Raw genomic sequence first — 21,314 nt, 5'->3', positions numbered from 1 at the left:
CCCCCCCCCCCCCCCCCCCCCCCCCCCCCCCCCCCCCCGCGCCCGGGGCCCCCCCCCCCCCCCCCCCCCCCCCCGGCGGGCCCCCCCCCCCCCCCCCCCCCCCCCCCCCCCTGGCCGCAGGAACGCGGGCTGCACAGAGATCGGCATAGCCTTAGTGGCAACAGGAGTTTTTATGCAAGCAATCAACAACATCAACCTCAACTCGCTGGTCGATACCGTGGTCAGCCTCAGCGCGGCGTTTATCCTCGGTGGCTTGATCGGTTTTGAGCGTCAGTACCGTCAGCGCACGGCGGGCTTGCGCACCAATGTGCTGGTGGCCATAGGCGCGGCGATTTTTGTCGACATGGCCAACCGGCTGGGTGGGGCAGAAGGTGCAGTGCGGGTGGTCGCGTACGTGGTCTCGGGCATCGGCTTTTTGGGGGCGGGCGTGATCATGCGCGAAGAAGGCAATGTGCGCGGGCTCAACACCGCCGCCACGCTCTGGGCCTCGGCGGCGGTGGGCGCGTGTGCCGGCGCCGACCTTATTCTTGAAGCGCTGCTGGGCACGCTGTTTGTGTTGGCGGCCAACACGTTGTTGCGGCCGATCGTTAATAACATCAACCGTCAGCCCTTGGACGTGGTATCGGCAGAGGTCACCAACATCCTCTATGTCATCGCGCGGCGTAGCGAGCAACAGGCGGTGATGGTGTTGCTGGAAGCCGAGCTTGCGCGCTGCAATTACCCGGCCAGCGACGTCGACGTGCGCCCGTTCGGCAGCGAAGAGGTGGAAATCGAGGCCATCCTGGCCGCCACCTCAGTAGACGGCGACGAATTGGATGCGCTGGTGACGCGTATTGCCATGTCGTCCCTGGTGGTGCAGGCCTTCTGGAGCCCGAGCACCACCGACTAACCCGCCTTCGTGTGACACATGGCCAAGCGCTGGGTTGGCCATGCTTGCTAGGAAAAGTCCTACAAGTAGTTAGGAGTATCCCTTCGGATTAAGCGTCGTTTGGTTGATAAAGTTGCGCCCTTGCAGCTGGACAGCGGCAAAAAAACAACGGTGCGTGTTCGCACGTTTTAATCGAAGGGACCAGGCACAGCCTGGCTATCGTCCTGAGTAGGGGCAGTACCGCTGGTCGGCACTGTCATTTCTCACAGGTACCTGTGTCCCGCGTGATGTGTAAGGTTACCAGGCCTCAGGGGTGTTTTATGAATAAAGCGCTAATAGTCGATGATCATCCGTTTATTCGACAAACCGTTCGCTTTCTGCTCAAACAAGAAGGTTTTACTGACATCGATGAGGCTGGTAACGGCGCGGATGCCGTGCAGAAGGCCAGAGAAGGGCGCCCTGATTTGATTATTCTAGACCTGTCGATCCCCAAACTTGGTGGGCTGGAAGTTATCAGTCGGATCAAGGCTCTGGGCCTGCCTTGCAAGATGCTGGTACTGACGGCGTCCCTTGCGGAGTTTTTTTCTGCGCGCTGCATGCGTGCAGGTGCCATGGGTTTTGTGGCCAAGACAGGCGAGTTGGACGAACTGCAAAAAGCTATTAAGGCGGTGATGTCCAACTACAGTTGCTTTCCCAGCTTGCCAAGCAGTTCGGTGCGCCGTGATGACTTGCAGTCCACTGAACTGCAACTGGTGGAATCGCTTTCGGATCGCGAAGTGGAGGTATTACGCATGCTCGCATTGGGTTTGGGCAATAACCAGATCGCCGAGCAAATGCTCTTGAGCCACAAAACCATCAGCACTTACAAGACGCGGCTAAAAGAGAAACTGCGCATGTCGTCCGTTGTACATATGGCCAAATTTGCCAATCGTAATTGTTTGATCTGACGCCACATGACCCCGGCCCACATTCTACGGTTGATCATTGCCCTGTTGATGGGCCTGATGCCGATGCGGGCGAGCGCGCTTGACGAGCCTCAGACGCTGCGTTTGTTGGGGCACTCAAGGTTCGAGGGTATTGGCCCATCGGTGGTGCTGGGTGAGCCAGACTGGCACTGGCTGCGCGAGCGTCGCACGCTGTTGCTGGGAGTTTCGGCGCCTGATTACGGGCCCTTCGAACTGACCAATAATAACGATGAGCTTGAAGGCGTCACGGCCGATTATGCGGGGCTGCTCTCCCAGGCGCTGAACATCACCGTTGAAGTTCGGCGCTACAGTACCCGTGATGAGGTGATTGAGGCGCTCAAGCATGGCGAAATTGACCTGCTGGGGTCGGCTAACGGCTTTGAGGCGGGCGACCCGCAGTTAGTGCTTTCGCGCTCCTATGCCAACGATCAACCGGTGCTGGTAACCCGTACCGGCGACGGCCAGTCCCTCGGCGTGGATTTGGCGGGCAAGCGGGTGGCGATGCTCTATCACTACATGCGCCCCGAGATCGTGAAGGCCTTTTACCCCAAGGCGCAGTTGGAGCTGTTCCCGTCTATTTTTGAAGCCATCGGCGCTGTGGCCTTCGGTCACGCCGATGTCTACCTCGGCGACGCTATTACCGCCAATTACCAGATCAACCGTAACCATCTGAACAACGTGCAGATGGCGGATTTTTCCACGCTGGAATCCAACTCTTTCGCCTTCGCTCTTTCCAGAAAAAACCCCCGGCTGCTGCGCATCGTCAACACAGCGCTGGGAGCCATCGCAGCTAACGAGCAGATGGAAATACTGCGCCGTTGGAGCGGTGACAACCTGGGCCTTCTGGGGACGACGCGGCTGCACTTGAGCACGAGCGAGCAGCGTTGGCTGGAGAAGCATCCGCGCGTGAGGGTGGTAGCGTCCGACCAGATGCTGCCGTTGGCATCCTTTACTGCAAATGGGCAGTTAGAGGGGCTGAGCGCCGACGTGTTGTCGCGGATCAGCTTGCGTACCGGTTTGAAGTTCGATGTGGTCGCGGGCGGCTCGATGTTCGATCAAATTGGCGCGGTCAGCGCCGGCAGGGCCGACATGCTGGCGGTGGTAACCCCCAGTATCGAAGGCTCCGATCAGGTGCGCTTCAGCCGGCCCTACCTGACCAACCCGGTTGTGCTGGTGACGCGCAACGACGATCCCGCCACGATGACCCTGGAAGACATGGTTGGAAAACGCCTCGCGCTGGCCAGTGGCAATGCGCTGCGTGAGGTGATCAACCGCGATTACCCCGGTATCGCTTTTGTACAGGCCAGAAACCCGACAGAAGCCATGGCCATGGTGGTCGCCGGCACCGCCGATGGGGCCGTCAATTCATTGATCAATGCGCGCTACCTTATCGCCCTTCAGTACCGTGGCAAACTGCGAGTGACCAGCACGGTTGGCTCCGAGCCTGCGCGCATGACGTTTGGCGTGAACCGTGGTCAGTTGGAGTTGTATTCGATACTGGACAAGGCGCTGCTGAGCATTCCCCCGCATGAAATGGACGAGCTGATCAGCCAATGGCGCACTGATGTGGTCATCGAAGACCGTTGGCTGCGTCATCGTACCGCGATCATTCAAGGCTTTGGCCTGGCGGCGCTGTTGCTGCTGCTGCTGCTGGGGTGGGCCATCTACTTGCGTAGCCTGATACGCAAGCGTTCCCAGGCCGAACGTGCCTTGAGCGACCAGATGCGCTTTATGGGCGTATTGATCGACGGCACGCCTCATCCGATTTACGTGCGTGATCGCCAAGGGCGGCTAATGGCTTGCAACAGCGCTTATCTGGATGTGTTTGGCTTCAGGCTGGAAGAGGTCATCGGTAAGACGGTGATCCAGACCGACAGCGGTAACCCGCCGCAGGCGCAGTCTTTTCATGAAGATTATCTGCGGTTGATGGAGCGTGGCGAGCCGCAGATTCATGATCGGGTACTCAGGCTGCCCGCGGGCAAGATATTGACCATTTATCAATGGATGCTGCCGTACCGTGATGGCGACGAAAATGTCGTCGGTATGATTGCCGGTTGGGTGGACGTCAGCGAGCGCCAGCGCCTGTTGGGCCAGTTGCAGGAAGCCAAGGAGGAAGCCGACGCCGCCAATCGTGCCAAGACCACGTTCCTGGCGACCATGAGTCACGAGATCCGCACGCCGATGAATGCGGTGATCGGCATGATCGAACTGGCCCTTGCGAACGCCGAGCAGGGCCGCGCAGACCGCGATGCCCTGGAGGTCGCTTCGGTTGCGTCCCACGGCATGCTGGAATTGATTGGCGATATTCTTGATATTGCCCGCATCGAGTCCGGCCATCTGTCCCTTGCCCTGGAACCGGCCAACCTGCATGAACTGCTGATGTCGGTGGCGCGGGTGTTCGAAGGGCTGGCGCGTGCCAAGGGCCTGGCGCTGCTGGTAGAGCTTGACCCGCTGATTGATTGCCCCGTACTGGCCGACCCCATGCGGTTCAAACAAGTGGTGTCCAACCTGCTGAGCAATGCCATCAAGTTCACGCGCCACGGCCAGGTGCGGTTGGGCGCGCGCAGTTCACCGGCATCAAGCACCGAATCGCTGAACCTCAGGTTATGGGTGGAAGACACCGGTATAGGCATCAGTGCCGAAGACCAGCAGCGCCTGTTCAACCCATTTATCCAGGGCAGCAATACCGAGCAATCGGCCCGTAGCGGCTCGGGATTAGGCCTGGTTATCAGCCGTAACCTGTGTGAAATGATGGAGGGCACGCTGCAATTGAGCAGTGCGCTCGGGCAGGGCACACGGGTGGACGTGACGCTGACATTGGCCAGGACCGCTGCCTTGCCGGCCGAGGTTTTATTGCCCGTGCCGGCTGTTCAGGCCGCCCGTGTATTGGACATTCTGGTGGTGGATGACTACCCGGCCAATCGCTTGCTGCTGGCCCGGCAGTTGAGCTTTCTGGGGCATCGCATCATCACCGCCGAGGAGGGTGTCCAGGGGCTTGAATGCTGGAAAACCAAGAACCCGGATGTGGTGATCACCGATTGCAACATGCCCCTCAAAGACGGCTACACCTTGGCACGTGACATTCGTGCGCAAGAGCGTGAGCAAGGGCTGGTGCCTTGCCTGTTGCTTGGCTTTACCGCGAATGCACAGCCAGAAGAAGCCGAGCGTTGTCGGCAAGCCGGCATGGATGGTTGCCTGTTCAAACCGGCGGGGCTTGAGGACTTGCGCTCGGCCCTGGCCTCGCTGACGAACCGTCTTTGTACGCCTGAAACTGAGGCGGGGTTTGATCTGAGCACGTTAATCTCGTTAACGGGGGACGATCATGCCGCGCTGAAAGAGCTGTTGATGCCGCTGATAGAGAGCCTCCAGGAGGACTGTGCGCTTCTGACGGAGCTGCAGCGCCAGCACCATTTTCACCCGCTGCATGACCTCGCTCACCGCGTCAAGGGCGGGGCGCGCATGGTCAAGGCGCAGCGGCTGATCGCCTGTTGTGAAACGCTTGAGGGTGTCTGTCAACGCCAGGATCGCAATGCGCTGGGCGCGGCGATTGATGCGATGGCGGCGGCGATGGCTGAGCTGCATCAGCGCCTGAGCGTGTTTTGCAATCAGCGTTGAGCGCTGTGACGGGTCATTCGGTGGTTTTGGGATAACTCCTACGCGATGTGGGAACAAGGCTGATTTTGTCTTCGCGCTATGTCTGGAGAATGGGCGGTGCTCACTGACGAGCTCAGCCTGCCCAGGTTTTTTGCCATGCCGAATAAAGCACTGACCCTCCTGATTGCCGACGAACAGCACCTGCAAAGGCTGCACATCGAGAAAATGCTCAACCAATTGGGCTATCACCGGATTGTCCCGGTGCAAACCTTCGAAGAAGTGCAAATACTCACGGCCATCCCGGCCGAGCCCTTTGACGTGCTGATCATCAACGCGGGGTTGCTGGCCGACTTCAACGGGCCGCGGCCCAAGGCTCGGCATATGCTGGTTTACCACCACCAGGACCTCGGCCGATTGGCCGGTGCAGCCTCGGCCGTGCTGGTACGCCTGCCAGGCGCACCCGACTCCATCAACCTGGAGCACTTCATGGACATCGTCGACCCACCCAAGGCCGCCCTTGGTTTGCGAGTATTGCCCTGGCTGCGGGAGTTATCCAGCCGGCCGGCAACCGGGGTTTAATCCCACTTCGGTGCGATGCCCTTGGGGCTGGTCAGGCGATGAGCGCGTTCCAGCCCGGCTATCTGCGCCATGTCGGCGGCGCTCAAGGTCAGTTGCAAGGCCTTGAGGTTGCTCTGCAGGTTGGCGCGCTGGGTCGACGAAGGGATTACCGCGTAACCCAATTGCATTGCCCACGCCAGCGTGACTTGCGCCGGGGTGGCTTGATGGCGTTCGGCGATTTGCTGAATCACCGGGTCCTTCAGCACTTCGCCATAGGCCAGCGTCATGTACGAGGTGATCTGAATGCCGTTGGCGGTGGCGAAATCCACGACCTTCTGGTTTTGCAGGTAGGGGTGCAGTTCGATCTGATTGGTCGCGATGTGCTCGGCGCCCACCGCAGCAATCGCCTGTTTCATCAGGTCGATGGTGAAGTTGGAAATACCGATCTGGCGCGTCAGGCCCAAGCGTTTTGCTTCCAGCAATTGGCCCATGAACTCGGCGACGGGCACTTGATCTTCCGGCGATGGCCAGTGGATCAGGGTCAGGTCCAGGTAGTCAGTCTTCAATTTGCGCAAGCTTTCACGCAGGCTGGGAATCAACTGCCCTTCGGCGAAGTTGGCGATCCAGATCTTGCTGGTGATGAACAGTTCATCACGCGGCACGCCACTGTCGGCAATCGCCTGGCCCACATCGGCTTCGTTTTCGTAGATTTGCGCGGTGTCGATGGCGCGGTAGCCCAGTTCCAGGCCCGTGCTGACCGAGTTGATCACAACGTTGCCTTGCAGGCGGAAAGTGCCGAGGCCAAAGGCGGGGACGTTTTGGGTAGAGGTGGGCATGGGTAACTCCTGAAAGGGGGTAAAGCGTGGAGTCGAGTATCTGCCCGTGGTTCCTTCTGAAAAACCCCCAAACCCGACAATGACTTTTTACCAGAAGGCAACAGTGCAGGCACGGGCAAGCCGTGCCTGCATGCGGTCAGTCGGTTTGACGCTGTGCCCGCAGGCGCTCGGCGGCACTGCGCAAGAGTTGCTCGGTAGCGTCCCAGCCCAGGCAACCATCGGTCACTGACACGCCGTACTTGATTGACGGGCTCAACGGCTGGCAACCTTCGAACAGATGACTTTCGAGCATCATGCCAATCAACGCCGTGTCACCTTGCAGGCGTTGTTCCAGCACCTCGTTGAACACCGCCGGTTGACGCAGCGGGTCTTTGCCACTGTTGGCATGGCTGCAATCGACCATCATCCGCGCCGTGACCTTGGCCTTGGCCAAGTCGAGTTTCACCTGCGCCACGCTTTGCGCATCGTAGTTTGGCCCACGGTGGCCGCCGCGCAGCACCAGGTGCGTGTCGGGGTTGCCCGGGGTCTGGATGATCGCCGGATGGCCCTGGCTGTCGACGCCGAAGTGGCGGTGCGGGTGCGCCGCTGAACGCATCGCATCGCAGGCAATGGCGACGCCGCCGTCGGTGCCGTTCTTGAAACCGACGGGTATGCCCAGGCCGCTGGCCATTTCGCGGTGGATTTGCGACTCGGTGGTGCGTGCGCCGATGGCCACCCAACTGAGCAGGTCATCGAAGTAGCCGGCGGCCATCGGTTGCAGCAGCTCGGTGGCGACCGGCAGGCCCAGGCGCAGCATTTCGCGCATCAACTGGCGCGACAGGTTGAGGCCTGCGGCCATGTCATCGCTGCCATCCAGGTGCGGGTCGTAGGCCAGGCCTTTCCAGCCGACAGTGGTGCGTGGTTTTTCGACGTAGGCGCGGATCACCAGCAGCATCTGGTCGCTGACTTCAAGCGCTAATTTCTTCAGCTTGCGCGCGTATTCCATGGCCGATTCCGGGTCGTGTATCGAACACGGGCCGACAATCAGCAGCAGGCGGGAGTCTTCACCTTCAAGGATGGCTCGCACGGCTTGGCGATGGGCGTTTATCTGCTCAACGAGGAACGGGCTGAGCGGCAACTGGTGTTTAAGCTCAAGCGCACTGGGCAGGCGCTGGGTCAGGGATTCATTGGCGCAAGTCAGGGCGCTGTTGATGGCAGAGAGTGGCAAAGCGGCGGCGGAGGAATTCATATTCAAGGCTTCCTGGGCAAGCGGCGGGCTGTTCCCGCACGCTCTGCCCTACTGGGGTGTTCGACAATTGGCCGTATTGGCTACGCAGGTTGGCTTGCCACCAAGAGGTGACCGATCGGAGGCGGCAGGCTGTCCCGAACGGAGCTTGCTAAATCGCCATGCAGTGCAAGTGTCGTAGCGGTAATAGGTGGCGTAGTTCATGTCGTGACTCCTTTAGGTGTTGTTCAAAATGTACGGGGCCTGAAAAAACAAAACCCCCGGTCGGGGAGCCGACCGGGGGTTAGATTTCTCTGGCAGGCGACCCCTTGAGTAGTGGGCGCCGATTTCAGGTATCAGGCGCGCCAGTGGCTAAACCAATACCCAAAATAAAAGCTGGTACGTGCGCTCAAACCGCTCACGCGGGCAGCCGACACCGAGCGCGAGGCGCTGGCAGTAGGGCAAGCCTGAATGTGGGTGAGCTGCAACATCGTATGTCTCCGAATTTCCCCGAGTTTACAACGCGCGTGCGGCTGGTTTCAATCAGCAATTTCTATTGTGCGGTTGTACTGACGGCTATGGGTGAGTGCCGATATGCTGGTCGCACTTGATGATAAAGATGACTGGAACGCAACCATGAGTGCCTTGACCCTTGCTGCCGCTCAAACCTGTTCCATCGCAGGCGACGTGCACGCCAATATCCAGCGTCACCTGGCGGTTATGCAGGCTGCCGCGGAACACAGCGTGCAATGGCTGGTTTTTCCGGAGCTGTCATTGACCGGGTATGAACCGGCGTTGGCCGCTGGATTGGCGATTGCGCCCGACGACGCGCTGCTGGCGCCGCTGCGCGCGATGGCGCAGCAGTTGCGGTTGACGGCGGTGGTGGGCATGCCAATCCGTTTGGCACCCGAGCCGGGTGTGTTGATTGGCGCACTGGTGCTGGGGGCGGACGGTTCGCTTGCGGTCTACACCAAGCAGCATTTGCACCCCGGTGAGGCGCCGGCATTTGTGGCAGGGCAGGGCGGTACGGTCCTCGAATGTGCGGGTGAGCGTATTGCATTGGCGGTGTGTGCAGATTTTTCGGCTGCCAGCCATCCCCGTCAGGCGGCCGAGGCTGGCGCCACTGTTTACGCCGCCGGTGTGTTGATCAGCACAGATGGTTATGCAGCGGACGCCGCGCTGCTTCAAGGCTATGCCGCTGAACACGGCTTGCTGGTGCTGATGGCCAATCATGGTGGCCCATCGGGTGGTTGGGCCTGCGCAGGTCGCAGTGCCATTTGGGCCGCCGATGGCCGTTTGCTCGCCGCCGCCGCGGGTGTCGGCGACGCGCTCGTGATCGCCCGCCGCGAAGCGGGGCAATGGGCTGGTCAAGTGGTAGCGTTCAAATGACCTTTCACCTGCGCGCGGCGACCAGCCAGGACTTGCCATTCGCACGAACGCTCGCGCATGAGTCCATGCACCGCTACTACCTGGAGTACGATTTATTGTGGTCCGAAGATGGCTTTGACCGCGATTGGGCGGGGCGTGAGAACTGGCTGATTTGCAGGGATGACAGCGTGATGGGTTTTATCAGCCTGAGTCGCGACAGCAGGGCACTGTTTATTCGCGAGCTGCACCTGCTCAAGCATTGCCGCAAGCAAGGCGCAGGCAGTTGGGTGCTGGAGCAGATGGTGCTCAAGGCGCGGTCGCAAGGCCTGGGTCTTTTACGCTTGACCGTATTCAAGACCAACCCGGCGAAAGCGCTGTATCTGCGCCAAGGGTTGAGCGTCGTGGGGGAGGATTACTGCTTCTGGCGCATGGAGCGTGAATGTCGCGCGGCGCCATCTGACTAAAACGGGCACGCTGTACGAATAAGCGCATACTGCTGTCAGGCAATTACATCCGGGTCGCGGTGTTGAGCGATAGGCTCGTCCACGATAATCCCTTCTTTCATGCCCAACAGGACCGCCACCTTGTGGGCTTCCCCGCGCCGTCCCTTTTTGCGCCCAGCGAGCACTTGATACGTTGTAGCAGGGTCTACTCCGTGCTCACGGGCGAACGCTTGAACTGACTTGCCTTGATGTTCCAGCCAAGCCTTAGCTTGTGCAGCAGTGCGAATACCGGGCATAGTTCAAAACCGTTCAAGTTTGTTTAAGGCGAGATGAGTGTGTCACCTCTTGAGGTGTGCCAAATAGGATCATACATCCAAATGAGTGGAATCGGTTCGCGTTTAAGGCAGGAAAGAGAACGGCTCGGTATGTCTCAGAAAAGCTTTGGTGAAGTGGGTGGCGTTGAAGCCAATGCCCAAGGAAAATATGAGAGCGGTGGCCGTGCGCCCAAAGCTGATTATTTATCACGTGTGGCAGAGCGTGGTGTAGACGTCCTCTATGTGCTGACGGGAAGCCCGACGCCGATACAACTGGAAAACCTGAGCTTGCTTGAAGAAAAAATCCTTGAAAACTACCGTGCCATGTTCAAGGAAGACCAAGACGCGATACGTCACTTGACCACCACGTTGGCGGAACATTCGGCAACGCTGTCGGGAAAACTCAAGCCGGTATTTTCGTAAAGCTGACCTTTTGTTCAGCATAATTGGCAGATTGCTGATCGGCAGAGCCTTATATAGCGCGCAAACTCTATATATATGACACTTGCAGCTAGGTCTGTGCCTTGGTTTTTTGCTAAGGTGTTCAGCAACCTATAAGACCATATCGCGAGGTGTCTGCTTGATTAGGGTGCTAGTAGTCGATGACCATGATCTCGTTCGTACAGGCATTACACGAATGCTGGCTGACATCGATGGCCTGCAAGTAGTCGGCCAGGCCGAGTCGGGGGAGGAATCCCTGATCAAGGCCCGAGAGTTGAAGCCCGATGTGGTGTTGATGGACGTCAAGATGCCCGGGATTGGCGGTCTTGGTGCCACGACCAAATTGCTGCGCAGCCATCCGGACATCAAAGTCGTGGTGGTTACCGTGTGCGAGGAGGACCCATTCCCCACCCGTCTGTTGCAGGCCGGGGCGGCGGGTTATCTGACCAAGGGTGCAGGCCTGTCGGAGATGGTGCAAGCCATTCGCCTGGTGTTTGCCGGCCAGCGTTATATCAGCCCGCAAATTGCCCAGCAGTTGGCGATCAAATCCTTCCAGCCCACCAGCGACTCACCGTTTGATGTGTTGTCGGAGCGGGAGATCCAGATCGCCCTGATGATCGTCGGTTGCCAGAAGGTTCAGGCGATCTCCGACAAGTTGTGCTTGTCGCCAAAAACCGTGAACACCTACCGCTATCGCATTTTCGAGAAACTGGCGATCAGCAGTGATGTTGAACTGACCCTGCTCGCGGTGCGCCACGGCATGGTGGACGCCAGCGCCTGACATGACCACACCGTTTGATCCAAGTGCCTTTCTCTCAACCTGCAGTGGTCGCCCCGGCGTTTACCGCATGTTCGACAGCGAGGCGCGCCTGCTTTATGTGGGCAAAGCCAAGAACCTGAAAAGCCGTCTTGCGAGCTACTTTCGCAAGACCGGTCTCGCGCCGAAAACCGCTGCCCTGGTGGCGCGTATCGCCCAGGTCGAAACCACCATCACCGCCAACGAGACCGAGGCGCTGCTGCTTGAGCAAACGCTGATCAAGGAATGGCGGCCGCCTTACAACATCCTTCTGCGCGACGATAAATCCTACCCTTACGTGTTTTTATCCGACGGTAATTTCCCGCGCCTGAGCATCCACCGTGGCGCGAAGAAGCAGAAGGGCAAATATTTTGGCCCATACCCCAGCGCCGGCGCGATCCGCGAAAGTTTGAGCCTGCTGCAAAAGACCTTTTTTGTGCGCCAGTGCGAAGACAGCTTCTACAAGAACCGCACTCGGCCGTGCCTGCAGTACCAGATCAAGCGGTGCAAGGCGCCCTGTGTCGGCCTGGTGGAACCGGCAGAGTACGCCGAGGATGTGCGCCACTCGGTGATGTTTCTTGAGGGGCGCAGCAACGCCCTCACCGATGAACTCTCCACTGCCATGGAGCACGCCGCCGGCAGCCTGGATTTCGAACGGGCGGCTGAATTGCGCGACCAGATCTCGTTGCTGCGCCGTGTTCAGGACCAGCAGAGCATGGAAGGCGGCACCGGTGACGTGGATGTGATCGCCGCCTTCGTCAACCCCGGCGGTGCCTGCGTGCACCTGATCAGTGTGCGTGGCGGGCGAGTGCTGGGCAGCAAGAACTTTTTCCCGCAGACCGGTATCGACGAGGAGGTGGCCGAAGTCATGGCGGCCTTCCTCGGCCAATACTACGTCAGCAGCCCCGAGCGCGACTTGCCATCGGAGCTGATCGTCAACGTGGTGCATGAAGACTTCCCCACACTGATCGAAGCCATCCACGAGTTGCGTGGTCGCGAGCTGGACATCAGCCACCGCGTGCGCGGCACCCGCGCCCGCTGGCAGCAACTGGCGGTGACCAACGCCGAACAGGCCCTGAGCGCGCGCCTGGCTAATCGACAGCACGTGGCTGCGCGCTTCGATGCCTTGGCCGAAGTGCTCAACCTGGACGAACCACCCCAGCGCCTTGAGTGCTATGACATCAGCCACTCCAGCGGCGAGGCCACGGTGGCGTCCTGTGTGGTATTCGGGCCGGAAGGGCCGATCAAATCCGATTACCGGCGCTACAACATCGAAGGCATTACCGCAGGCGATGACTACGCCGCCATGCACCAGGCGCTCACACGCCGCTTCAGCAGGCTGAAGGACGGCGAGGGCAAGCTGCCGGATATTCTGCTGGTGGACGGCGGCAAGGGTCAGTTGTCGATGGCCCGTGACGTGCTCAACGAGCTGGCCGTGCCCGACTTGATCCTGCTCGGCGTGGCCAAGGGGGCCACGCGCAAGGCCGGTTTTGAAACGTTGTACTTGAATGATGCTGCCCACGAGTTCACGTTGAAGGGCGACTCACCCGCGCTGCACCTGATTCAACAGATTCGTGACGAAGCCCACCGTTTTGCGATTACCGGCCACCGCGCGCGCCGCGGCAAAACCCGGCGAACCTCAACCCTGGAAGGGGTGGCGGGCGTTGGGCCGACGCGCCGTCGCGACTTGCTTAAACATTTTGGTGGCTTGCAGGAGCTGTCCCGTGCCAGCATTGACGAAATAGCCAAAGCACCCGGTATCAGTAAAAAGCTCGCTGAATTGATTTATGCCAATCTGCACAGCGAATAGAATGCCTTTCCACCTCGTAGCCAGTTGTGCCGATGAATATCCCTAATCTGATCACCGTTCTACGCGTCCTGCTCATCCCGATTTTCATTCTGTTGTTCTATTTGCCGTACGAATGGAGCCACTTGGCTTCAAGTTCCGTGTTTGCCTTTGCGGCCGCAACCGACTGGCTTGACGGCTACCTGGCGCGCCGCCTGGAGCAGAGCACACCGTTTGGCGCGTTCCTGGACCCGGTGGCCGACAAGCTCATGGTGGCCGTCGCCCTTGTCCTGCTGGTGCAGGAACACGCCAACCTGTGGCTGACGCTGCCGGCTGCGGTGATTATCGGCCGCGAAATCGTGGTCTCGGCCTTGCGTGAATGGATGGCCGAAATCGGCGCCCGCGCCCATGTCGCTGTCTCCAACATGGGCAAATGGAAAACCGCCGCGCAGATGCTCGCGCTGGTCATATTGCTGGCCAATCCGCCGCACTTCACCTTCTGGGTGCTGGTGGGTTACGCCTTGCTGCTGATCGCCGCTGGCCTGACGCTGTGGTCGATGCTCCAGTATTTGCGCGCTGCCTGGCCTCACCTGCGCACTACCGTTGAAAAGAAATAAACTTTTTTGAATCAAGGGGTTGACGGGTGCTGAGGATTCTATAGAATGCGCACCACCAAGACGCGGGAATAGCTCAGTTGGTAGAGCACGACCTTGCCAAGGTCGGGGTCGCGAGTTCGAGTCTCGTTTCCCGCTCCAAACATTAAGAAAAGCCACTCAATAGAGTGGCTTTTTTTTTGCCTGGGATTTACGGCATCAGCGGTTTCGGCTCTCTTTCTGGATTCACCTTCGAACTATCTAAGCAGGTTGCCCTTGGACGTTTCGCGTAGCGTGAGAATCGCGAACAAGGCACACACCGCAGCACCTACCATGAAATAGCCCGGTACCAACAAGTTGCCGGTCTTGGTGATAATCGAGGTGACGACGTAAGGGGTGATGCCGCCCCCCAGAATTGCGCCCAGGTTGATGCTGATCGCCATCGCCGTGTAGCGCACCCGTGTCGGAAATTGCTCGGCGTAAGTGGGGTAGCCCACCGATTGCACAATCGGCATGGGTAACGTGGCGACAAACATCGCCAGTGCGGCGACCCACAGGCTGCCGCTGTCCATCAGGATCATCATGGGAATCACCAGAATGGCGTAACCCAGGTAGCCGATACTCAGCGCCTTCCTGCGACCGATACGGTCTGACAAACCACCCCAGAAGGGCATCATCGCCGCCATGCACAGGCTGATCACTGCAATCACCCAGTAGACTTTGGATTTGTCGAAGTGCAGGTAGGTCGTGAGGTAGATGTTCATGAACACCATCCCGATGAAGTACCCCGCATTCTGCGCAGACGCGAATACGATGACCCGCAGCAGCGCCGGCAGGTTTTTGCTGAATACCTCTTTGACCGGCGCCAGCGGTGGCTTTTCCTTCTGCAGGAAGGCTTTGAATTCCGGCGTTTCTTCAACGTTGTGCCGCATGTAAAACGAGAACATCACCAGCGGGATGGACAGGAAGAACGGGATACGCCAGCCCCATGCCTGCAATTGCTCGGCACTGAGCAGCCCGGTGGTGATACCGCAGACAATCGCCCCGGTTGCGCCACCGACGGCAACGCCCAGCGGAGTGAATGAACCGAAGAACCCGCGTCTGCCGTTGGGCGAAGATTCCGCCACAAACGCCGCAGCGCCTACCACCTCGCCACCGGCGAAGAAGCCTTGTGACAAGCGCAACAGCACCAGCAGGATTGGCGCGGCCAGGCCGATTTGAGCGGTGGTGGGCAATACCCCGATCAGTGCGGTTGCGGTGCCCATCCCGATCACGGTGCTGAGCAGCACCCGACGTCGACCGATACGATCGGCAAGGCGGCCGAGCAGCACGCCGCCAATCGGACGGATGACAAAGGCAATACCGAACACCGCCAAGGTAGCGAGGAGGGCGGCGGCGGGGTTGTCACCGGGAAAGAACAACGGCGCGATGATGGTCGCCATATAGCCGTAAATACTGAATTCATAGTATTCAACCGCGGTGCCAGTGGCTGACGCCATGGCGGCGCGCTTGGCAATCACGGCCGACTGCGTTGTGCTGCCGGTGGCGTGGGCATCGACGTCGATGTGCGGCGAGTGCGAATTTTCAGCAAGAACGCGAGACATAAATACCTTCCACTCTGGCCACTGGCCAAAAGAGTTAAGTGGCAGAGGGTCCTGCCTTGAAAGTGACGTACTGAAAACCGACAGTCACAGTCCATCCGGGCATTCAGGCGCCCAGGTGCGTCCGTCATTGACTATTCAGCTCTCAGACGAGGTTTTAAGCTCGGCAGTTAAAACGAGGGGTTAATTCACGAGGCATGGGTGTTTCCTTTTTATTATGGGTAAACGTCGTGGGGGCTTGCCTGATCGCACTGGCAAACGCTGCAGCGCCACGGTCGCGCGCATGGAGCGCGAATCCGCGGCGTGAAACCCGCAGGCGATAGTGGCTGAGGTGAGGTGTGGAAGAATCGCCGCATCGTCGTCTGCGCGATAAAGGCTGAAGCCTTCGCCAAGGCCGCTGTTGAAATCTGTTTCAGGCATTGAACGCCTCCATCGCCTTGAGCGTGCTAGCGCGAGTGAGCAGCAATGCTTCGGCAGTGCTCAACTCTATGAGTGAGAACCGCAACGTGTCGCCCGGCAGCAACTGCGCCAGTCGGGGTAGATCGACGCTGGCCACCTGGGCTATCCGCGGGTAGCCGCCGGTTGTTTGGCGGTCAGCCATCAAGATCAGCGGCTTGCCGCTGGAAGGCACTTGGACGGTGCCGAACGTGACACTCTCGGATAACAGCTCTTTGGGCGAAGATAATGTCAGCGGTGTGCCATCGAGTCGGTAGCCCATACGGTCCGAGTCACCGCTCAAGGTGTAGTCATGGTTTACGAAGTGCTCTTGGGACTCGGCGGAAAAGTTCTTCCATTCCCGCCCCGCGATGACTCTGATCGGTTCGCAGGCAACCGCTTCATACAACCCAAAGTTGGAGCGTGGGCTGAGGCGGGGCGGGTTGGCAAACGATGAGCAAATGGGGATCAAATCCCCGGCTTGCAGTGCGCGGCCGCGCAACCCGCCGAACCCGCCCCGGGTGTACGTGCTGGTGCTGTTCATCAGCGGTTGCAGCAAAAAGCCGCCACCCACCGCGAGGTAGCCGCGGGCACCCTGTCGCCGTTTGCCGAAACTCAAGGTGCTGCCTGGCAACACCAGGGCTGCCACGCCGGGCTTGAGCGGGACCGCATCCAGCTCGGCGCCAAGGTCCGCGCCGGCGAGCGCAATCACGGCTTTGGCCTGAAAGTGCAGCGTCGGGCCCTGGAGGGTCATTTCCAACGTGCTGAAAGTACGAGGGTTGCCGACCAGCAGGTTGCACAGGGCATGCGCATCCTCGTCCATCACGCCGGTCACGGGCACGCCCCAATGCTGGAACCCATGCCGCCCGGTGTCCTGGAAGGTTGAGAGCATGCCGGGTCTGATTACCTTGATGGTCACTTCGCGTGCTCCCGAGCCAGCAGATCAAACTCATGGCGGGTAATGGGTACAAATCGAATCTGATCGCCGCCCTGTAAAACACACGGCGGCTCACTCAAAGGCGAGAACATGGGCAGCGGTGTACGCCCTATCAGGTTCCAGCCGCCGGGCAGATCAGCCGGGTAAATCACACTTTGTCGGTTGGCGATGCCAATGCTGCCTTGCTTGACCAGCGTGCGCGGTGTCGCGCGACGCGGCAGCGACAGGGCGCTGTCGTGCATGCCGATGTACGGATGGCCTGGCGCGAAACCGACCATCAACACATCCAGCCAGTCGCCCGTGTGAGCGGTGATCACCTCATTGGCGGACAGGCCGCAGGCCTGCGCGATGTCTTCAAGGTCCGGGGCAAATTCCGGGTCGTAGCACACCGGAATGTCGAGGCGGGCGCCGATCGTTGCGCCAGTATTGTGCGAGTCCTTGAGACGCTCGGTCACCCGTGTGCAGACCGATTCATAAGGCGACACACCGGGGTAAAGGCTGGCAATTGACTCGGGAGAGTAATGAACGCCGACGGTCACCATCGCAGACACAACATCCGTGACGCCTGGCAGTTGGCCTTGAGCGGCCAGGGTGCGTAATTGGCTGCCGACCGAAGCGGCCTGGCGGTTGAGCTCAATCGAAAATACGCTGCCAAATATAAGGATTACGCAGCGGTCACCGCACGGCTCAAAGTGCCATTTCACGCTGGAGAGTGACGCCCTTGGCGGCTCATCCAAAATGCGACTGAGGTCGGACATAGTGTTCTCTATCCCCATGCGGCAGTTTAAGCATCGGCCAGGCGCGTGCGGCGAGACAGAGAAAGCACGAGCTTTCACAGGTATCCGGCGCAACACAGCAAGGCTTCACGGCTTGAGAGTGCGCCGTCGCTCTAACGGCGACGGTCGCTTGAACCACAGGTTACTTGGCGAACAGCTGGCTCATGTCCTTGAACGCCTTGAACTCCAGCGCATTGCCGCACGGGTCGAACAGGAACATGGTGGCTTGCTCGCCGACCTGGCCCTGGAAGCGAATGTAGGGTTCGATCACGAATTTGGTTGCGCGCGCTTTCAGGCGTTCTGCCAGCGCTTCCCATTGAGCCCACTCCAGAATGATGCCGAAGTGCGGAACCGGTACGTCATGGCCGTCTACCGGGTTGCTGTGCACGCTTTCCTGCGAAGCAGTCTTGGGGTGCTCATGGATGACCAACTGATGGCCGTAAAAATCGAAGTCTACCCACTGGTTGCTGGAGCGACCTTCGGAAAGACCGAACACCTCACCGTAGAAGTGACGTGTGGCGGCCAGATCGTAGACGGGAATTGCCAGATGGAAAGGAGAGAGGCTCACGGTGATTTCCTATTGATTTGTTTTGATCTCAATCAATTCTTATCCGGAAACCCCGTGGTTAAAAGCGCAAATCCTGTGTTCTGAGCACGAATAATTTCGATGAGTCACGCGGTTAAGAAGGGTTTTGCACCATCGTTGTTCATGCCGCACCACAACGGTTCGCTTTCCGGCTGAAATGCTCGCGCCACCAGGATTGATTATTCGAGGCAGGCATGCGTTCGGCAGGCATCACACCGCATCCAGCACGCAGGCCCGGAAGATATTGAACAGCGGTGAATGCTTTTGCCGATATTTTGAGACCAGCACGATTTCCCTGAAAAACGTCAGTTTGCGCAAGTCCAGGACCCTGACGTCCTCCGCATGTTCAAGCCATAGACCCGCCTTGGGTACCAGCGCAACACCCAGCCCGCTGCGGACCATTTTCACAATGGCGTCCAGTTCATCCAGCTCCAGGGCCTGATGCACATGGATTTTCTGCTGCTTGAGAAACTGGGTAACCAAGCGCCCGCCAAACGAGCCTCGGTCATACCGCACAAAGGGTTGTTCCACCAGAATCGCCATCGGGTCGTCGCCCACCACCTCTTTGGAGGTGATCAATACGAAAGCCTCGCGTGCGATAACTTCGGCATGCAGATCCTTGGGCAATGAAAACGGTGGTTTGATCATGATGGCCAGGTCCAGCTCGCCGGCGTCCACTTGGCTGAGCAGGTTCAAAGACACACCCGGTACAAGGTTGGTTTCGATAAAGGGCGCTTGTGATTTCAAGGCCACCAGCGCCTGCGGCAGGATTCCGGTTTGAACCGTGCCGATCGCACCGATGCGCAGTGCACCGTGGAAGTCATTAGCGCTGTCTGCGGCACCCATCCGACCGAAAAGCCGCAGGATTTCCTCGGCCAGGGGAATGGCCCGTTGGCCGGCTGAATTAAGCGTGGCGGAGCGTCCGGTACGATCAAACAGTTTGACCCCCAAGGAGTCCTCAAGGCTTTTGATCTGGGCGCTGACAGCAGATTGCGTCAGCCCAACCTGCTGGCCAGCCGCTGCGAACGTGCCCCGCTGCGTAACGCAGATAAATGTCTTCAACTCTCTGATCATGTCGCACCTGGGTTCGTTATTGGGTGTTGGCGCATAAGGTCGTCTGGTTCGCTGTGTGTATCGTTGAGCACTTTTTCCAGGTGCTCAACGAACACGCGCACCCTGTGCGGAACGTGTTGCCGTGTCGGCAGCATCGCCGTGATCGACAGTTGTTCGGGCAGCACATCCTCAAGGCTCACCTTGATGAGGGAGCCTTCAGCAAGCTCGTTGCGGATGTCCCAATACGTCAGCATGGCCAGGCCCAGACCTTGTTTGCTGGCGGTGCGCACCGCCTCGACACTGTTGGCGGAAAACGCGCCTTGAGCGCGAATGGCCACGGCGTTCTCGCCGTTGGTGAACGGCCAGTAGGGCATGCCGTGCAAGGCGATGCACTGATGGTGGTTGAGGTCATTCAGCACCGTCGGTGTGCCCCATTGCGCCAGGTAGGCCGGGCTTGCGCAGACCACGCGTGGGTTGGGCGCAAGGGTTGTGGCGACCAATGTCGAGTCGCGTAACGTGGCGATGCGAATGGCCACATCAATACCGAGCCCGGCGATGTCGATGATGCTGTCCGATAACGTCAGGTCGACCTTGAGGGTCGGGTTGTCAGCCAACAGAGCGGGCAGCAGCGGCATGATAACGGTTTGACCAAAGACGCTGGGGGCGGTCACCCTCAAGGTGCCGCTGGCGCTGCCCGCACTGGTTTTCAATGTGGCACGCGCCGCTGCGTTGGCCTCAAGGATGGTTTTTGCGTAAGGCAGGTAGATTTCGCCTTCCGGCGTGAGTGCGACGGAGCGCGTAGTGCGGTGTACCAGGCGCACACCCAGTTGTTTTTCCAGGGCCGCCAAGCGCCGTGAAACCGTCATCGCCGACAACCCAAGCCGCCGTGCAGCTTCGGACAGGCTGCTGCTGATGGCGACGCTGGCGAACACCTCTATCTCGGGAATCTGCATGGCTATAACCGTTTTTGTTAAGGCGCCTTATTGCAAGCGTGCGCTTCTAATCAGCTATTGCCGCGCTTATCGTCGTGGCTGGCGAATAACCGAGTGCACATCATGACCGTAATAAACCCGCGCATTGTAACTCCATTCGATATGGGCGCTCTGAAACTGAAAAACCGCATGGCGCTTGCACCCATGACACGTGTCAGCGCGAGCGAGAGCGGCAATGCCACGCCTGCGATGGCCCGGTATTACGAGCGTTTTGCCCTTGGCGGTTTTGGCTTGGTCATCACGGAAGGGATCTATACCGACCGACAGTATGCCCAGGGCTACCTGAACCAGCCCGGTATCACCGACAACGAACAGGCGCTGGCCTGGCGCGAAGTGGTCGAGGCGATTCATCGCCATGAAAGCGCGGCCATCGCGCAGATCATGCATGCCGGCGCATTGAGCCAGGCGAACCGTTTTGTCGAACAGTCTGCCGGCCCTTCGGCCATTCGCCCGAAAGGTGAGCAGATGAAGTTCTATCACGGCGAGGGTGCTTACCGGGTGCCTCAGGCCATGAGCGATGAAGCTATCGCGGATGCCATTGAGGGTTTTGCCCAGGCGGCTAAACGGGCTGTTGAAGTCGCGGGGTTCGACGGTGTCGAGATCCATGGCGCCAATGGCTATTTGCTGGACCAGTTCATGACGGACTATTCCAATCAACGCGAAGATCGATGGGGCGGTGATGTTCGCCAGCGCTTGAGCCTGACGCTTGAGGTCATCGCAGCGGTGAAAAAGGCGGTCGGGCACTCGCCGGTGGGTGTGCGTATTTCTCAGGGCAAGGTTAATGACTTTGAGCACAAGTGGGCGGGTGGCGAGGGCGATGCGCAGGTGATCTTCGGCAGCCTGGCTGACGCAGGGGTCGAATTCATCCATGTGACAGAGCATCACGCCTGGCAACCGGCGTTTGTCGGTAACGAGGCAAGCCTGGTGACGCTGGCTCGCCGTTATGCGCCCGGTGTTGCGTTGATCGCCAATGGGGGCGTGCAGGACTCGCCCAGCGTTGAACAAACCCTGCAGGCTGGCGCAGATATTATCGCCGTCGGCAAGGCTGCTTTGGCCAATCCTGACCTGTTACAACGGTTGCTCGAGGGGCGTGCGCCGGAGCGCTTCGACGCAGCGCTGCTTGCGCCGATTGCCGACATCAAGGAGCGTGAGTTGAATTAGGCGCAGT

Annotated in this window: 21 protein-coding genes and 1 tRNA gene; 12 read left to right on the top strand and 10 right to left on the bottom strand. The window is 59.4% G+C overall.

Annotated features, from left to right (window positions below; all coding sequences use genetic code 11):
• Window positions 1-172 precede the first annotated feature (172 nt).
• The 4 genes from ACOZK9_RS21780 to ACOZK9_RS21765 all read left to right on the top strand — a co-directional run bounded on the left by ACOZK9_RS21780 (window position 173) and on the right by ACOZK9_RS21765 (window position 6,006).
• Complete coding sequence (locus ACOZK9_RS21780) at window positions 173-889, top strand: MgtC/SapB family protein (RefSeq protein ID WP_122249519.1); 717 nt, start codon at window positions 173-175, stop codon at window positions 887-889.
• A 299-nt stretch (window positions 890-1,188) separates the two neighbouring features.
• Window positions 1,189-1,815 (top strand): response regulator transcription factor, encoded by a 627-nt coding sequence (locus tag ACOZK9_RS21775; RefSeq protein WP_058414954.1) that lies wholly within the window; start codon window positions 1,189-1,191, stop codon window positions 1,813-1,815.
• A 6-nt stretch (window positions 1,816-1,821) separates the two neighbouring features.
• A complete protein-coding gene (locus ACOZK9_RS21770; RefSeq protein WP_421556549.1) occupies window positions 1,822-5,448 on the top strand; it encodes a transporter substrate-binding domain-containing protein in 3,627 nt (1,208 codons plus the stop codon).
• A 135-nt stretch (window positions 5,449-5,583) separates the two neighbouring features.
• Window positions 5,584-6,006, top strand: a complete 423-nt coding sequence (locus ACOZK9_RS21765) for a hypothetical protein (protein WP_058414958.1) — start codon at window positions 5,584-5,586, stop codon at window positions 6,004-6,006.
• On the opposite strand, the gene dkgB is transcribed toward ACOZK9_RS21765, so the two are convergent.
• Window positions 6,003-6,821, bottom strand: a complete 819-nt coding sequence (gene dkgB / locus ACOZK9_RS21760) for a 2,5-didehydrogluconate reductase DkgB (protein ID WP_058414952.1) — start codon at window positions 6,819-6,821, stop codon at window positions 6,003-6,005. The two genes, ACOZK9_RS21765 and dkgB, sit on opposite strands and share 4 nt — an antisense overlap.
• A gap of 136 nt (window positions 6,822-6,957) precedes the next feature.
• Entirely contained in the window at window positions 6,958-8,049 is a 1,092-nt protein-coding gene (locus ACOZK9_RS21755) for a 3-deoxy-7-phosphoheptulonate synthase (protein ID WP_421556548.1), read from the bottom strand.
• 612 nt (window positions 8,050-8,661) lie between these two features.
• On the opposite strand from ACOZK9_RS21755, the gene ACOZK9_RS21750 reads away from it, so the two are divergent.
• Both ACOZK9_RS21750 and ACOZK9_RS21745 read left to right on the top strand, forming a co-directional pair.
• Window positions 8,662-9,414 (top strand): carbon-nitrogen hydrolase family protein, encoded by a 753-nt coding sequence (locus ACOZK9_RS21750; RefSeq protein ID WP_421556547.1) that lies wholly within the window; start codon window positions 8,662-8,664, stop codon window positions 9,412-9,414.
• Window positions 9,411-9,857: a GNAT family N-acetyltransferase gene (locus tag ACOZK9_RS21745; protein WP_058414950.1), complete on the top strand. Its 447-nt coding sequence runs from the start codon at window positions 9,411-9,413 to the stop codon at window positions 9,855-9,857. The genes ACOZK9_RS21750 and ACOZK9_RS21745 overlap by 4 nt, the downstream gene beginning before the upstream one ends.
• Window positions 9,858-9,892: 35 nt before the next feature.
• Here the strand turns inward: ACOZK9_RS21745 and ACOZK9_RS21740 are convergent, their stop codons facing one another.
• Complete coding sequence (locus tag ACOZK9_RS21740) at window positions 9,893-10,132, bottom strand: DNA-binding protein (RefSeq protein WP_058414949.1); 240 nt, start codon at window positions 10,130-10,132, stop codon at window positions 9,893-9,895.
• 81 nt (window positions 10,133-10,213) lie between these two features.
• Between ACOZK9_RS21740 and ACOZK9_RS21735 the strand changes: the two genes are divergently transcribed.
• From ACOZK9_RS21735 to ACOZK9_RS21715, 5 genes are all read left to right on the top strand, one after another.
• Window positions 10,214-10,573, top strand: a complete 360-nt coding sequence (locus tag ACOZK9_RS21735) for a helix-turn-helix domain-containing protein (protein ID WP_058414948.1) — start codon at window positions 10,214-10,216, stop codon at window positions 10,571-10,573.
• A 157-nt stretch (window positions 10,574-10,730) separates the two neighbouring features.
• Entirely contained in the window at window positions 10,731-11,372 is a 642-nt protein-coding gene (gene gacA / locus ACOZK9_RS21730; RefSeq protein WP_082649090.1) for a response regulator transcription factor GacA, read from the top strand.
• Window position 11,373: 1 nt separating this feature from the next.
• Window positions 11,374-13,197, top strand: coding sequence for an excinuclease ABC subunit UvrC (gene uvrC / locus ACOZK9_RS21725; RefSeq protein ID WP_058414946.1), 1,824 nt, complete (start codon window positions 11,374-11,376; stop codon window positions 13,195-13,197).
• Window positions 13,198-13,229: 32 nt separating this feature from the next.
• Window positions 13,230-13,790 (top strand): CDP-diacylglycerol--glycerol-3-phosphate 3-phosphatidyltransferase, encoded by a 561-nt coding sequence (gene pgsA / locus ACOZK9_RS21720; RefSeq protein WP_058414945.1) that lies wholly within the window; start codon window positions 13,230-13,232, stop codon window positions 13,788-13,790.
• Window positions 13,791-13,852: 62 nt separating this feature from the next.
• Window positions 13,853-13,928 (top strand) — tRNA-Gly (locus tag ACOZK9_RS21715).
• A 95-nt stretch (window positions 13,929-14,023) separates the two neighbouring features.
• Here ACOZK9_RS21715 and ACOZK9_RS21710 read toward each other — a convergent pair.
• The 7 genes from ACOZK9_RS21710 to ACOZK9_RS21680 form a co-directional block, all read right to left on the bottom strand.
• On the bottom strand, window positions 14,024-15,370 hold the full coding sequence (locus ACOZK9_RS21710) for an MFS transporter (protein ID WP_421556546.1): 1,347 nt from the start codon (window positions 15,368-15,370) through the stop codon (window positions 14,024-14,026).
• Window positions 15,371-15,550: 180 nt separating this feature from the next.
• On the bottom strand, window positions 15,551-15,787 hold the full coding sequence (locus tag ACOZK9_RS21705; RefSeq protein WP_421556545.1) for a LamB/YcsF family protein: 237 nt from the start codon (window positions 15,785-15,787) through the stop codon (window positions 15,551-15,553).
• On the bottom strand, window positions 15,780-16,721 hold the full coding sequence (locus ACOZK9_RS21700) for a 5-oxoprolinase subunit C family protein (protein WP_421556544.1): 942 nt from the start codon (window positions 16,719-16,721) through the stop codon (window positions 15,780-15,782). Before ACOZK9_RS21700 ends, ACOZK9_RS21705 begins: the two co-directional genes overlap by 8 nt.
• Window positions 16,718-17,497 (bottom strand): 5-oxoprolinase subunit B family protein, encoded by a 780-nt coding sequence (locus tag ACOZK9_RS21695; RefSeq protein WP_421556543.1) that lies wholly within the window; start codon window positions 17,495-17,497, stop codon window positions 16,718-16,720. The genes ACOZK9_RS21700 and ACOZK9_RS21695 overlap by 4 nt, the downstream gene beginning before the upstream one ends.
• Before the next feature lie 160 nt (window positions 17,498-17,657).
• A complete protein-coding gene (locus tag ACOZK9_RS21690) occupies window positions 17,658-18,083 on the bottom strand; it encodes a VOC family protein (protein ID WP_099237726.1) in 426 nt (141 codons plus the stop codon).
• Between the two features lie 228 nt (window positions 18,084-18,311).
• A complete protein-coding gene (locus tag ACOZK9_RS21685) occupies window positions 18,312-19,175 on the bottom strand; it encodes a LysR family transcriptional regulator (RefSeq protein ID WP_421556542.1) in 864 nt (287 codons plus the stop codon).
• Window positions 19,172-20,107 (bottom strand): LysR family transcriptional regulator, encoded by a 936-nt coding sequence (locus ACOZK9_RS21680; protein WP_122249529.1) that lies wholly within the window; start codon window positions 20,105-20,107, stop codon window positions 19,172-19,174. Before ACOZK9_RS21680 ends, ACOZK9_RS21685 begins: the two co-directional genes overlap by 4 nt.
• Before the next feature lie 102 nt (window positions 20,108-20,209).
• Between ACOZK9_RS21680 and ACOZK9_RS21675 the strand changes: the two genes are divergently transcribed.
• The gene (locus ACOZK9_RS21675; protein ID WP_421556541.1) at window positions 20,210-21,307 is read left to right on the top strand and encodes an NADH:flavin oxidoreductase; all 1,098 of its coding nucleotides are present in this window, start codon (window positions 20,210-20,212) and stop codon (window positions 21,305-21,307) included.
• The last annotated feature ends 7 nt before the right edge of the window (window positions 21,308-21,314 follow it).

It is taken from the genome of Pseudomonas kitaguniensis (genome assembly GCF_049199985.1).
Taxonomy (GTDB): domain Bacteria; phylum Pseudomonadota; class Gammaproteobacteria; order Pseudomonadales; family Pseudomonadaceae; genus Aquipseudomonas; species Aquipseudomonas kitaguniensis.
The sequence above is the reverse complement of the archived record's forward strand: the minus strand, read 5'-3'. Positions and strand labels throughout refer to the sequence as shown.